A 12,828-nucleotide genomic window follows, 5' to 3' on the forward strand; every position below is an offset into this window, starting at 1 on the left:
TAATGCAATTCTGAAATTATGAAGACACCAGTTTTTCTCTTACTAATCGCAACAATGTTGTTATCTACTTCTTCACTAGAAGCTCAAAGAGCTAGTGGTGTACGTATAGGATACATTGATATGGATTACATACTTGAAAATGTTCCCGAATATCAAGAAGCATCTGCACAGCTTGATGATAAGGTTAGTAGATGGAAAGGTGAGATTGAAACAAAACTGGAAGAAGTTGCTGCTATGAAAAAGCAACTAGATAATGAAAGAGCATTACTTACAAAAGAGCTTATAGAAGAACGTGATGAAGAAATCACTTTTGAAAGAGATTTAATATTAGAATACCAGCAAAAACGTTTTGGACCAGGTGGAGATTTAGCTATCCAGAGAAGACAACTTGTTGAGCCAGTACAAGACCAAGTATTCAATGCAGTACAAGAGATTTCTGCAGCAAAGAAGTTTGACCTTGTTTTTGATAAATCATCAGACTTAATGATGCTTTATACGGCAGACAGACTTAATATAAGTGACCAAGTATTAAGAAGCATCACTAGAGCTGCCAAACGTAATCAAATCAACAGCAAGAAAGACGAGAGAGATTTTGATATCGATGAGGCAAAGACGGTAGAGCAAGATAAAGCTAGTCAAGAAAGACAACGAGCAATAGACGCCAAGACTGCCGAACGTGAGGCTGCACTTGAAGCTCGCAATAAAGATAGAGAGACTCAAAAGGCAGAACGTCAAGCCGCTTTTCAAGAAAGAAGAAGATTATTACTTGAAGAACGCCAGCGCAAGAAAGATTCTATACAAGCTGTACGTGCAGCAAAAACCACAACATCTAGCGGAAGAGGCACACCGTCATTAGGAACAGACCCTGCAAATGCTAAAGCCGCCAAAGAAGCTGCCATTGCAGAGAGAAAAAGAAAAAAAGATTCTATTATTGCTGTAAGAAAAGCAAGGAGAGATTCAATTTTAGAAGCAAGGAAAAAGAAAACTACGCCTCCAGCTCAAAATGGCAATAACGGAGACGGTAGATAACCCTTATTAATTATTACACTTAACTCAAATTAGATTAAAATGAAACAGTTTACAAAAGTATTAGCAGCAATTGCACTTATCGTAGGAATGAGTAGCGCTATGCAAGCACAAAGCAAAGTTGCACACATTAACTCACAGTCTCTTGTAGAAGCTATGCCAGCATATAAGAATGGGATGTCTGAGCTAGAAAAGCTACAGAAATCATATGATACAGAAATATCTGCAATGGGTACAGAACTTCAAAAAACATACGAGCGTTATACTCGTGAGGCAGAAACTCAAACTGAAGAAGAGAATGGAAGACGTATGCAAGAAGTTCAAGAAACAAGATCAAACATAGCGAAGTACCAACAAACTGCATTACAGACACTTCAGAAAAAAGAGCAAGAACTTCTTAAGCCTGTATACGAAAAAGCAAGAGTAACGATTCAAAAAGTAGCAAGAGAAAAAGGATTTGATTACGTACTTGATTCTACAACTGGAGCTGCAGGAGTTATCATGGCAGATGGTTATGACTTAATGCAAGACGTGAAAACTTCTTTAGGAATATAATTTTAAGATATTCTTTCGCTTAAGCGAAAACAAATATTAAAAACTGCCCTTTTTAAAGGGCAGTTTTTTATTTTAGATACATGCAACATAAAGGTAACATTGGACTTTTTGATAGTGGTATAGGAGGCACTTCCATCTGGAAAGAAGTAGTCACACACCTACCGTATGAAAACACCATATACCTTGCTGACAGTAAGCATGCACCTTACGGCGCAAAGTCAAAAGAGGAAATAATTGCGCTATCCGTAAAAAACACAGAAAAGCTTATACAGCTAGGCGCAAAAATTATTGTTGTTGCTTGTAATACCGCAACCACAAATGCGATTGATTACCTCAGGGAAAATTATGACATCCCATTTATAGGCATTGAACCAGCTATCAAGCCTGCGGCACTCAATTCTAAAAATAAAACCATTGGTATTCTAGCGACCAAAGGAACGCTAAACAGCACCCTGTTTCAAGATACTTCAGAGAAGTGGACTCAAGGAACTAAAGTTATAGAAGTCATAGGAGAAGGTCTCGTACCGCTTATAGAGAAGGGAGATCTTGAGAGTTCCGTTTTAAGAAAGCTCCTTGAGTCATATGTTGCTCCTATGATTGCCCAAGAGATTGATTACCTCGTTTTAGGATGTAGTCACTATCCATACCTCATCCCACTTCTAACTGAGTTATTACCTCAAGAGGTAACTATCATAGATTCCGGACTAGCCGTTGCTCGCCAGACCAAATCTGTTCTTACAGAAATAAACGCCTGCAATACTGCTACTACTGGAAATCATCAATTATTTACAAATGGGGATCCCAGTATTTTAGAAAAAGTATTAGTACGCTTTCGCGAAAGCGTAACCCCTCCACTTGATATCACTATTAAGAAACTTGATTTTTAGCGTACCCAATTATTGAAAATAGGTGAGTAAGTTTGCTTTTTGACTAGCAGAGACCATTACCTCTTTCCCACTACTCAACACGACGCTTCCTCCTTTACCCTTTTTATAAGCGGTGATTTCGTTTACATTCACTAAATATGATTTATGAACACGTGCAAATCCAAAATCTGTAAGCGCATCTTGAAAAAATTTAAGCGTTTTACTTACCAGTTTCTTCTCGTCATTTTTCAGGAAAATCTCTGTGTAGTTATCATCTGCCTTGCAATATAAAATATCTTGTGCAGATAGTACTTCAAAACCATCTTGTACTGGAATAGTGATTTTACCTTGCTTGTCAATTGTGTGTGCAGTGAGCACTTTATTATCTAAAGCATTCTCTTTTGTCTTGATCTCACTCACGTAATCTACCGCTTTAATTAGTTCATCTATAGAAACCGGCTTTAGTAGATAGTAAGATGCGTGTGTGTTGAGCGCATCCATGGCATACTGATTATATGCTGTCACAAAAACCGTCTCAAAACTACGGTCGCCTACTTGCTCCAGTAAATCAAAAGCGTTGCCCTTAGGCATTTCTACATCTAGAAAAACCAAGTCAAGCTCATGGTTTCTTATGAGTACCAACGCTTCATCAACATTTGCTGCCTCACCTACGATGTCAACTTTAGGACAGTACTTAGTGAGATAGTTGCGCAAGATCTCTCTACTAGTCTCTTCGTCTTCTACTATAATGGTTTTGAGCTTCATGTGTTATACTTTTTTAAGAGTGAGCGTCACTTTTGTTCCTTCGCCTGAATCAAATACATCAGAGACGGTAACAGCGATACGATCACCGTACATCTCATTGAGAATGGCAATTCGCTTTTTGATATTCCCCATTCCCTTAGATTTTTGTTTCTTTTGATTCTCCGTCTTCAATGCTTTACTACGTGTACGTCCTACTCCATCATCTGAGACCGTTATAATTGCCGTATCCTCATCCTTTTGATCAAAACTAATGCGCAGCATACCTTTCTCTTCTTTATAACGCATTCCATGCCACACAGCGTTTTCTACATAAGGCTGCAATAACATAGGTGGAATCATAAAGGAGCTTACATCTAGCGCTTCATCTACCTCAATCTCATAATCAAAACGATCTTTAAATCTAAAATGCTCTAGCATCGTATATCTCTTGATAAGGTCTATCTCGCTTGATAGTGGTATAAAATCTTCCTCACTATTCTCTAGCACGGCTCTCATGAGGATAGAAAAATCTGAAAGATATTTATTGGCCGTACGCTCATCATTTGTGGCTATAAAACTATTAACCGAATTCAATGCATTAAAAATAAAATGCGGATTCATTTGTGATCGCAAACTTTTAAGAGCAAGGAGGTTATTTGCATATTGTTGCTTCTTACTACTTCTATACATAGAGAATGCCGTAAGTAACAATAATGCCGTGACCAATATGAGAGATCCAATGATTACTTTTTGCCTAGTATCTCTAGCCTCTACAAGCTCCTGTTCTTGGAAAGCAAGCTGATATCGACTCTCATTAAGTTGTCTGTCTTTTTCAAGACTAATGATTCTATTCTGTTTTTCGGTAATATCCTTTGCAAAGCGGGTGGCTTGGGAGATTTCTTGCTCTTTACGGCTATAACTAAGATCTACAATATTTTTATACGCCTCATAAGCTTCCTTAGCTTTGTCTATATCGCCCTTGTCGCGATATACCTCAGAGAGTCTGCGCCTTGCATTTTTCTCCACTATTAGATCTTCCTTATCACGTGCTTCTTCTATACTCTTCTCTAAAAAAGTAATAGACTCTTCGTATTTATTTTGTGCGGCCAGTGCAAATCCTATCTTATAGTTTTGTTTTTGTACTGTTATCACATCATCATTAGATATAGAATCTGGTGCAACTAGGCTTATATCCTCTATTGCAGATTTACGTAGCTCAATCTCTGCATCATAAGATTTATTTCTACTATAATAATCTGCAACTTTAGTCTTTGCTCTTACGGCAGACTCCGTTTTTTCAATATTAGATAACTCGGCTGCCTTAGAGTAATTTAAAGCAGCGGCTTGCGGTGCTCCTTGTTGATCATAAGCATTACCGATTTTTGTATTTAGTCTTGCTGCGTCTGATGGTTTCTGCAGTTGGGTAACTTTTTTCTCCACCTCTTCATAATTTGTGATAGAGGTTACATAATCACCCGTTGCAACATAAGCATCACCTAGTCCTTCTTTTACTGTTATTTGTTGCGCTGCAGTGAGCTCCATCTCTGTAAGCTTGGTGTATAGTCTTATACTTTCTTGATAGTTTTTATTGTTATAATATGCCTGAGCAAGTGCAATTTCAACAGGAACACTTGGTTTATTTTTGATGCTCAATTTATAATTAGTTACCGCAAGATCATACTGCTTCCAGTGGCTATAAATATCTCCTAGTAGCTCAAAACTCTTAGCTCTTTCGGTTATCGAAATATCAGGAATAGAAAGGGCTTGTGCCACTTTATCAACCCCAGCAGCGGCATTTGATTTATAAACCTGCGTTGCCTCATTAAGTAACGAATTAAAAGTTATAGGCGCTGCTTCAATATCTGAAACTTCATCAAATTGAGTTAACTTTTCTATAGGTCGCACTTCTAATTTAATACGCTGCTGGTCTTTTATTGTGTAAAAAACAGTCTCAAAATCTTCACTACGTATCACCAGCTCATCACCTACTTTGGCAGCTATTCTAAACTCTCCATCACTACCTGAAGTTGTATAAGCTCCACCTGTGACCTCTACATTTGCCTTAGCAACAGGTTTCATGTGTTCCGTATCAAGTATACTTCCCTTTAAAGTAAAAACTCGATTCGTACTTCTACTCACCGCCTCGCGTTCTTCTTGAGAAAAGACTGTGTACGACCCCAGCAAAAGAAGAAGTATAAATAATATGTGATTTCTTGTTTTCATTGTAGTCAAACTTACTCTAAAAAAATAGCATCTTAAAACCATAAAAGATGCAAACACGCCTATTTTCATGGCTTTACCCATAAAAACATTCCTTTCACTAATCACCCAGGGTCGTTTACTCATTCATCTGTCCTATTCACTCATTCTACCTAAAATTTGGCTTATTACACTAGTAATTTTGAATTCTATTCATCATAAAAATCAGCAAATGAAAACTCTTTTTATCTTAGCAACTACACTTGCTCTGCACAGCGGACTCCTAGCCACAAATGGAAATGGGGAAGGGCACGCTTTCGCGAAAGCGGAAAAAAATCACACCTCATCATTAAAAAAAGATCCCGTACAAAACACCATTAAGGTCGCATTACTCTTAGACACTTCCAACAGTATGGATGGCCTTATAAATCAAGCACGAGCACAATTGTGGGAGCTAGTAAATGAATTAGCCGAAGCCAAATGCGGAAATGAAAGCCGTCCGGATCTCAAAATTGCACTTTATGAATATGGAAATGACAGATTGAACGCAAGAGAAGGCTACATACGTATGGTAAATTCCTTTAGCACAGATCTTGATGAAATCTCTAAAAATCTCTTTTCTCTCACAACAAATGGAGGAAACGAATATTGCGGTAATGTGATTCAAAATTCGCTCAATCAATTAGAGTGGGGTAAAAATAAAAACGACCTCAACCTTATTTTTATAGCTGGTAATGAACCTTTTGACCAAGGCCCAATACGTTATCAAGATGCAGCCAGCAATGCTTGTGGAAAGGATGTGACAATAAACACAATTTTTTGCGGTAATTACAATGAAGGATTGCAAACCAAATGGAAGGATGGCGCATCCCTTACACAAGGAGATTATATTGCTATAAATAGCGACAAAACAACAGTGCACATCCCGTCGCCTTATGATGAGATGATACTAAAGAAAAATAAAGAACTTAATAAGACCTATGTAGGTTATGGAAGCCTAGCCTCTTCTAAAATGGCCTTACAAAATAGTCAAGACAGTAATGCACAATCTTATGGAAATGCAAATGCTGTAAAAAGAGCAGTAAGCAAGAGCTCTAGGCTGTATAAGAATACCAGCTGGGACCTTGTAGATGCCATGGAAGAAAATGAAGAAATAATAGTAGAACTTGAGGAAACTAGCTTACCTGAAGAACTCAAAGGAAAAAACGAAAAAGAGATTAAGAAATATGTTTCTGAGAAAAAGATACAGCGAACAAGAATACAAGAGGAAATCGCTAAGCTCAACATAAAGCGTAAAGAATTTCTTGAATCTAAAACCAATACTAAAGACAATGAATTGCGCAATGCACTAGTAGATGCTATAAAAAAGCAAGGTCATGCAAAAAACTATAGCTGGGAATAATTACCGCAAAATACTCATTATAAACACCTTGCACAGCACATCGTCTGCAAGGTGTTTGACTTTGTGATATTCTTAACGTCTATATAAAAACCTCCCACCGTATAACTAAGAAGTAAACACTAAACTAAACACTTATGATTATTTCAAGAGTTACAAAGAATACCCTACTTATTGCAATGACTGCTGGAGCACTTACCTCTTGCGTCTCAAAAAAGAAATACACTCAGCTTCAGTCTGAGTACGACACTACAAAAGTTACTTTGACTAAAACTAAAGTAGAAAAAGAAGAAATAGAAGCAAAATATGCGGCTATAGAGCAACGTGTAGATGATTACAATACTAAAATTAATTCTTTACGTGATTCTAACGTTGATTTACAAGCATCTAATGACGCTAAATTTGAAATTACTGCTAAGGGTACAGTAATGTCAGAAAACACAAAGCAAAAGCTACGTGCTGCACTGGCAAATGTAGATCCAAGTGAGCTTGCTCTAGCTCAAACGCTAGAAGACTCAATGAATCTTGCCGTTTCTCATAAACTTAAACGTAACCTTGATAAAGATGTTTACGGAGCAAATGCACTAGATGACATTAATATAGATATAGATGATACTGTAGTACAGATTTCTATTTCAGACAAGATGTTATTTCGCTCTGGAAGCTATAGAGTAAGTAAGGAAGCAGATGCTCTTTTAAGACGTATTGCTGCCGTAGTAAATTCTGAACCCGCTGTAGAAGTTATGGTAGAAGGTCATACAGATAGTCGTACTGTAAAGAAAGGCTCATACCTTAAAGACAACTGGGATCTAAGTGTACAACGCGCTACAGCAATTGTACGTGAGCTACAAAATAATCATAATGTAGATCCATCTAAACTTATTGCTTCTGGACGTAGTAGTTATGTTCCTTTAGTAGAAAATGATACTAAAGAGAATATGTCAAGAAATAGAAGAACTAGAATTTTAATTCTACCTAATCTTGATAAATTTTTAGCCCTAATGGCATCAAATGAATAAGAGCTATAATCCCTTATATTTATAAAACTAAAAATCCCTCGCCAGTTAAGGCGAGGGATTTTTTATATTTTAAACTAAGTATCTAACCGAATGCTAGTTGATAGCAGGGCAGTTACAGTCATAAGGTTCTTTATTTTTACCTAGGTTGATACCAAGTGTAATCTGATGAAAACCTCCGTTAGTTAGCACCACTGAATTGCTTTGGTATGAATAGGTATATCCTATCATAAAACGATCATACATACCACCTACAAACGGTGTTACATACTGTAGCTTTTGAGACTCAATAGATTCTCCGTTTGTGGTAAACTCTGCTCCATCAAAACTTCTCCTATAAGAAAGTCCTCCCCATAGTCTTCCCCAATCTGTTTTGTAATATGCCTTACCGTTTACATCAAAAGTAGACTCGCCTGTGGTATCAGTTGCTTGAAATAACACAGATGGCTCAAAACTCCAATTAGAAAAATTAGGAGAGATTGTATAAGCCATAGATATTAAATAACGTCGTTGATTGCTAGACTCAAAATCTTCACTAAAGATGTCACGCTTTACTGGAATAGCATTTTTTACAGCAAAATGAGCAGAGAAGTCTAAAAAGTTATAAGACACTCCGAAGTCAATGTTTACATAAGAATCGCTTTGCTCAATGCCAGCTATAATAGGGTCAAAATCTGTAAGATCAAAGCTAGTTTCGTCAAGTTTTCCTTGAATTATACCTGCACTTATACCAAAGGACAATTGATTTAAATCTATATAATTTCTACCTAATAATAAATGATATGCAAAAGTTGCATAAGCTCCTTGTTGAGAAAAGTAACCATTACTATCGTTAAATAATATCCCTCCTACTCCTATATTATCTCCTAAGCGACCATTAATACTTATAGTTTGTAATGCTGGCGCATCCTCTAGTCCGGCCCATTGTGAGCGAGCTGTTCCTCTCAATTTAGTAGTTTGTGAAGCACCTGCCATCGATGGATGTAATAAATACAAATTGTCTTGTAGATAATCAAGATATACCGGAATACCTTCTTGAGCTATGGCAAACTGCGTAAAAAACAACGCTATTAGAAAGTAGGATTTCTTTAGACTCATGGACTTTTCTTTTTCTATACGGCTACAAATCGAAGGATTATTGCCCCATACGACTGTATACTTTTAACTTGAGTAAGATCTATAAAAGACAATACTTCCATAGCTCTCAAATATAGGACTTTTTACAATACATCACGCCATATAACTACCCAACTACAATAGACATTCCTTTAATAGCAACGATTATTTGTTAGTGTTTTAGCTATATAATGAAGTACATTAACAATAAAAATCTATAAACCCATTACCCGCACTTTATATACCAAGTACGCTCTATCTTCCCTACCTTTGTAAAAAAAATTATCAATGTCAACATATAGTATATCTGTAGAAGGAACTTCTAACCCTGCTATTAAAAAATTTCAGGCAGATCAATTTCTAGTTAATCATAACAGCTACGAATTTAAAAATATAGATGAAGCTGCAAATTCGCCGCTTGCTCAACAGTTGTTTTATCTTCCATTTGTAAAAACAGTATATATTACTCAGAACTTTGTTGCTATAGAAAAGTACAACATTGTAGAGTGGATTGATGTTCAACAAGAAGTTGCAAATCAAATAGAAGATTATCTTAACGATAATGGACTTGTTATCATAGAAGATGTTGCCGCAAAGAAAATACCGGTAACAGTTTATGCCGAGTCCACACCTAACCCATCAACACTTAAGTTTGTAGCAAATAAAAAGCTGGTTACTACAGCTTTTGAGTTTAAAAGTATAGATGACACGGCAAATGCTCCTATGGCAAAGGCTTTGTTTCACCTTCCTTATGTAAAGGAAGTTTTCTTTGATGAAAACTACATATCTGTTCAAAAGTATGATGTTGCAGAGTGGGATGAAGTTGTAACTGAAACTAGAGAGTTTATACGTGACTACATTCAAGATGGAAAAGAAATTGTAACAGCGGCTCAACTTAAAACGCCACAGCAAGCAGAAGCAATCGCCGAAGAAAAGTTTGAGAGCCTCGATGATATCTCTAAGGAAATAGTAAACATTATTGAAGAGTATGTAAAACCAGCAGTTGCAAGTGACGGTGGAAATATCATGTTCAAGGGATATGATCCAAAAACACAAAATGTTTCTGTAATTCTTCAAGGAGCTTGTAGTGGTTGTCCTTCTAGTACGTTTACACTTAAAAACGGAATAGAAAATATGCTTAAGCAAATGCTACCAGGTAAGATTAATATGGTAGAAGCTATTAACGGCTAGATTTATAATCTCACAAAATTAAAAAAGCCTCATTACATAAAAATGTAATGAGGCTTTTTCTGTTAGAGTAACGTTTACTATTTAAAAGCATTCTCTCCTGTAATATCAAGCCCTGTTATAAGCAAGTGTATGTCGTGCGTACCTTCATACGTGATTACACTCTCTAGGTTCATCATATGGCGCATTATACTATACTCTCCTGTAATACCCATACCACCTAGCATCTGGCGTGCCTCACGAGCAATTTTTATAGCCATCTCAACATTATTACGCTTTGCCATAGATATTTGTGCAGACGTAGCTCTATCTTCATTTTTGAGCTGTCCTAGTCTAAAAGCTAATAATTGTGCCTTTGTAATCTCTGTAATCATTTCTGCAAGCTTCTTTTGCTGCAATTGGAAAGCAGCAATAGGCTTTCCAAATTGGATACGCTCTTTTGCATAACGCAATGCAGTATCATAACAGTCCATTGCAGCTCCTATCGCTCCCCAAGCAATACCAAATCGTGCCGAATCAAGACAACCTAATGGCGCTCCTAATCCAGATTTGTTTGGCAATAAATTTTCTTTAGGCACTTTTACATCTTGAAAGATGAGCTCTCCTGTGGCACTTGCTCTAAGTGACCATTTATTGTGAGTCTCTGGAGTAGAAAATCCTTCCATTCCTCTTTCTACTATAAGACCGTGTATACGTCCTTCTTCATTTTTTGCCCACACAACAGCCACATCACAAAATGGGCTATTTGAGATCCAAAGTTTTGCCCCGTTTAAAAGATAATGGTCTCCCATATCTTTAAAGTTTGTGACCATCCCACTAGGATTAGACCCGTGATCTGGTTCTGTAAGTCCAAAAGACCCCATAAACTCACCAGAGGCTAGTTTTGGTAAAAACTTGCTACGTTGCTCTTCAGAGCCATATTTCCATATAGGATACATCACTAGTGAAGATTGTACAGAGGCAGTAGATCGCACACCAGAGTCACCACGCTCTATCTCTTGCATTATAAGTCCGTAAGAAATTTGATCTAAGCCGGCTCCGCCATATTGCTCAGGGATATATGGTCCAAAAGCACCTATTTCTGCTAGGCCTGGAATGATAGACTTTGGAAACTTTGCATCTTGCGCTGCTTGCTCTATTATAGGTGATACGTCACGCTTTACCCAAGCACGGGCAGCATCACGTATTAATTTATGTTCTTCGGTAAGAAGGTCGTCTAGATTATAATAATCTGGAGCCTCAAAAAGATCTGGTTTCATAGCTTAGTTTTTTGCATCGTAAAAGTAGCGAAAACGTTTTCAATGCCCAAAACCCAGCTTACATTTTGATATAGAAGTCTTTAACTAGTGAGACATATGCGTCAGTATAATCGTGACGTGACTTTTCGATAATAAGCGTTGTTATCTCTGCGGGACTTTGCGGGGTTACGCTTTCGCGAAAGCGGTCTTCTCCATCTACCACTTCTTCATCTTGAACAGCAAATGAGAAAGACATAAGACTGCGCTTTACTGGTGCGTCTGGGGTTCCTTTTACTCTGGTAATTCTTGTAGGCACAAGTTGTGCTCTAGAACATAGCAAAATAAAATCCTCTTCACGCTCATAAGGGATTATCACGTTAAATGTACCTTCTGGCGAAAGCAGCTTTGCTACCGCTCCCACAAGTAATTCAAAAGGCATCGCAGACTCAAACCTTGCTTGTTCTCTTGCATCTTGGGCTGCACCATCATTTTGCGACTTTTCTTTTAATGCGTCTTGCGAGGCTTGTGTGAGATCTTCTGTATAAAATGGCGGGTTACAAACTATAAGGTCATACTCATCATCTACCTCTGCCGCAAACTCGTATAAATGTGCGTGGTAACAAAACAAACGATCGCCCCAGTCACTGTTTTCAAAATTTTCGGTAGCCTGCTCATAGGCATTATCATCTAGCTCTACAGCATCTATAGTTTGTGCATCGCAGCGTTGTGCAAGCATAAGTGCTATCACACCTGTGCCTGTCCCTATATCAAGTATACTATCTGGGTAAGCCTCTGTAGACGTCCAAGCACCTAGCAAGACACCATCTGTGCCTATTTTCATCGCACAGCGATCTTGAGCGATGGTAAACTGTTTGAATTTAAAGGGTTTTGATGACATTATATGTATAAATCTATCAAGCCTTCAGGTAGTTCAAAATGCATTTGCTTGTTCTCGCGGTCTAGCTTTTTGATAAAGTCATCTACCATAGGGATGAGTACTTGAGAGCCATCACGATCTATCTCAAAAATAGCCTGTGTGTTACTATCATTTACATAAGTGATGGTACCTATCTCACCAAAAGCTTTGTCTACCGCAGTAAAGCCTACTACCTCGTGGAAGTAAAATTGATCTCCCTTTAACTCAGGAAGCAAATCTAGAGGCAAATATAAACCTGCGCCTATCATATCATCTGCATCTTCTTCCGTATCTATATCTTCAAATTTCACACGAAGCAAACTAGATTTATGTAACTGTGAGGTCTCTACAAAATAAGGTACAAGACTAGGCCCAAAATCAATAAACACGGAGTCCATGTCTACATACATTTCTGGTTCGTCAGTATCAAGTTTAGCCAGAAGTTCACCTTTAAAACTATACTTTCTAACTATTTTTCCGAGGTAGAAACAATCTTCTTTTTTCATAGGGTGTAAAAATACGGGATATCTTATAAAAAGTCTTAAAAGTTAATTGATAAGCAATA

12 protein-coding genes are annotated in these 12,828 nt (G+C 37.4%); 6 read left to right on the forward strand and 6 right to left on the reverse strand.

Features of this window, described 5'->3' with window-relative positions; genetic code table 11:
• Positions 1 to 18: 18 nt before the first annotated feature.
• From D017_RS03740 to murI, 3 genes are all read left to right on the forward strand, one after another.
• On the forward strand, positions 19 to 1,029 hold the full coding sequence (locus tag D017_RS03740; protein ID WP_035334724.1) for an OmpH family outer membrane protein: 1,011 nt from the start codon (positions 19 to 21) through the stop codon (positions 1,027 to 1,029).
• A 39-nt stretch (positions 1,030 to 1,068) separates the two neighbouring features.
• A complete protein-coding gene (locus D017_RS03745) occupies positions 1,069 to 1,581 on the forward strand; it encodes an OmpH family outer membrane protein (protein WP_035334726.1) in 513 nt (170 codons plus the stop codon).
• An 80-nt stretch (positions 1,582 to 1,661) separates the two neighbouring features.
• Positions 1,662 to 2,468: a glutamate racemase gene (murI, locus tag D017_RS03750; RefSeq protein ID WP_035334727.1), complete on the forward strand. Its 807-nt coding sequence runs from the start codon at positions 1,662 to 1,664 to the stop codon at positions 2,466 to 2,468.
• 9 nt (positions 2,469 to 2,477) lie between these two features.
• Here murI and D017_RS03755 read toward each other — a convergent pair whose 3' ends face one another.
• Together D017_RS03755 and D017_RS03760 are read right to left on the reverse strand one after the other, a co-directional pair.
• Positions 2,478 to 3,212, reverse strand: a complete 735-nt coding sequence (locus tag D017_RS03755; RefSeq protein ID WP_035334728.1) for a LytTR family DNA-binding domain-containing protein — start codon at positions 3,210 to 3,212, stop codon at positions 2,478 to 2,480.
• A gap of 3 nt (positions 3,213 to 3,215) precedes the next feature.
• Positions 3,216 to 5,414, reverse strand: a complete 2,199-nt coding sequence (locus tag D017_RS03760; protein WP_035337933.1) for a histidine kinase — start codon at positions 5,412 to 5,414, stop codon at positions 3,216 to 3,218.
• A gap of 208 nt (positions 5,415 to 5,622) precedes the next feature.
• Between D017_RS03760 and D017_RS03765 the strand changes: the two genes are divergently transcribed.
• Positions 5,623 to 6,792: a vWA domain-containing protein gene (locus tag D017_RS03765; protein ID WP_035334730.1), complete on the forward strand. Its 1,170-nt coding sequence runs from the start codon at positions 5,623 to 5,625 to the stop codon at positions 6,790 to 6,792.
• 134 nt (positions 6,793 to 6,926) lie between these two features.
• On the forward strand, positions 6,927 to 7,808 hold the full coding sequence (locus D017_RS03770; protein ID WP_035334731.1) for an OmpA family protein: 882 nt from the start codon (positions 6,927 to 6,929) through the stop codon (positions 7,806 to 7,808).
• A gap of 93 nt (positions 7,809 to 7,901) precedes the next feature.
• On the opposite strand, the gene D017_RS03775 is transcribed toward D017_RS03770, so the two are convergent.
• Complete coding sequence (locus D017_RS03775; protein ID WP_035334733.1) at positions 7,902 to 8,903, reverse strand: type IX secretion system membrane protein PorP/SprF; 1,002 nt, start codon at positions 8,901 to 8,903, stop codon at positions 7,902 to 7,904.
• A 306-nt stretch (positions 8,904 to 9,209) separates the two neighbouring features.
• Between D017_RS03775 and D017_RS03780 the strand changes: the two genes are divergently transcribed.
• Positions 9,210 to 10,112 carry a NifU family protein gene (locus D017_RS03780; RefSeq protein ID WP_035334734.1) on the forward strand — a complete coding sequence of 301 codons (903 nt, stop codon included), beginning with the start codon at positions 9,210 to 9,212 and terminating at the stop codon, positions 10,110 to 10,112.
• A gap of 77 nt (positions 10,113 to 10,189) precedes the next feature.
• On the opposite strand, the gene D017_RS03785 is transcribed toward D017_RS03780, so the two are convergent.
• Genes D017_RS03785 through rimM form a run of 3 tightly spaced genes read right to left on the reverse strand, consistent with a single transcriptional unit; the run spans position 10,190 to position 12,769 of the window.
• Positions 10,190 to 11,368 (reverse strand): acyl-CoA dehydrogenase family protein, encoded by a 1,179-nt coding sequence (locus D017_RS03785; protein WP_035334735.1) that lies wholly within the window; start codon positions 11,366 to 11,368, stop codon positions 10,190 to 10,192.
• Positions 11,369 to 11,426: 58 nt separating this feature from the next.
• Entirely contained in the window at positions 11,427 to 12,245 is an 819-nt protein-coding gene (locus D017_RS03790) for a methyltransferase (RefSeq protein WP_035334736.1), read from the reverse strand.
• On the reverse strand, positions 12,245 to 12,769 hold the full coding sequence (gene rimM / locus D017_RS03795; protein WP_035334737.1) for a ribosome maturation factor RimM: 525 nt from the start codon (positions 12,767 to 12,769) through the stop codon (positions 12,245 to 12,247). The genes D017_RS03790 and rimM overlap by 1 nt, the downstream gene beginning before the upstream one ends.
• Between the last annotated feature and the right edge of the window lie 59 nt (positions 12,770 to 12,828).

Source organism: Dokdonia sp. PRO95 (assembly GCF_000355805.1).
GTDB lineage: Bacteria > Bacteroidota > Bacteroidia > Flavobacteriales > Flavobacteriaceae > Dokdonia.

Coding starts and splice junctions, on each gene's coding strand:
- D017_RS03740 (WP_035334724.1), top strand. CDS start 19: ATGAAGACACCAGTTTTTCTCTTACTAATCGCAACAATGTTGTTATCT.
- D017_RS03745 (WP_035334726.1), top strand. CDS start 1,069: ATGAAACAGTTTACAAAAGTATTAGCAGCAATTGCACTTATCGTAGGA.
- murI (WP_035334727.1), top strand. CDS start 1,662: ATGCAACATAAAGGTAACATTGGACTTTTTGATAGTGGTATAGGAGGC.
- D017_RS03755 (WP_035334728.1), bottom strand. CDS start 3,212: ATGAAGCTCAAAACCATTATAGTAGAAGACGAAGAGACTAGTAGAGAG.
- D017_RS03760 (WP_035337933.1), bottom strand. CDS start 5,414: ATGAAAACAAGAAATCACATATTATTTATACTTCTTCTTTTGCTGGGG.
- D017_RS03765 (WP_035334730.1), top strand. CDS start 5,623: ATGAAAACTCTTTTTATCTTAGCAACTACACTTGCTCTGCACAGCGGA.
- D017_RS03770 (WP_035334731.1), top strand. CDS start 6,927: ATGATTATTTCAAGAGTTACAAAGAATACCCTACTTATTGCAATGACT.
- D017_RS03775 (WP_035334733.1), bottom strand. CDS start 8,903: ATGAGTCTAAAGAAATCCTACTTTCTAATAGCGTTGTTTTTTACGCAG.
- D017_RS03780 (WP_035334734.1), top strand. CDS start 9,210: ATGTCAACATATAGTATATCTGTAGAAGGAACTTCTAACCCTGCTATT.
- D017_RS03785 (WP_035334735.1), bottom strand. CDS start 11,368: ATGAAACCAGATCTTTTTGAGGCTCCAGATTATTATAATCTAGACGAC.
- D017_RS03790 (WP_035334736.1), bottom strand. CDS start 12,245: ATGTCATCAAAACCCTTTAAATTCAAACAGTTTACCATCGCTCAAGAT.
- rimM (WP_035334737.1), bottom strand. CDS start 12,769: ATGAAAAAAGAAGATTGTTTCTACCTCGGAAAAATAGTTAGAAAGTAT.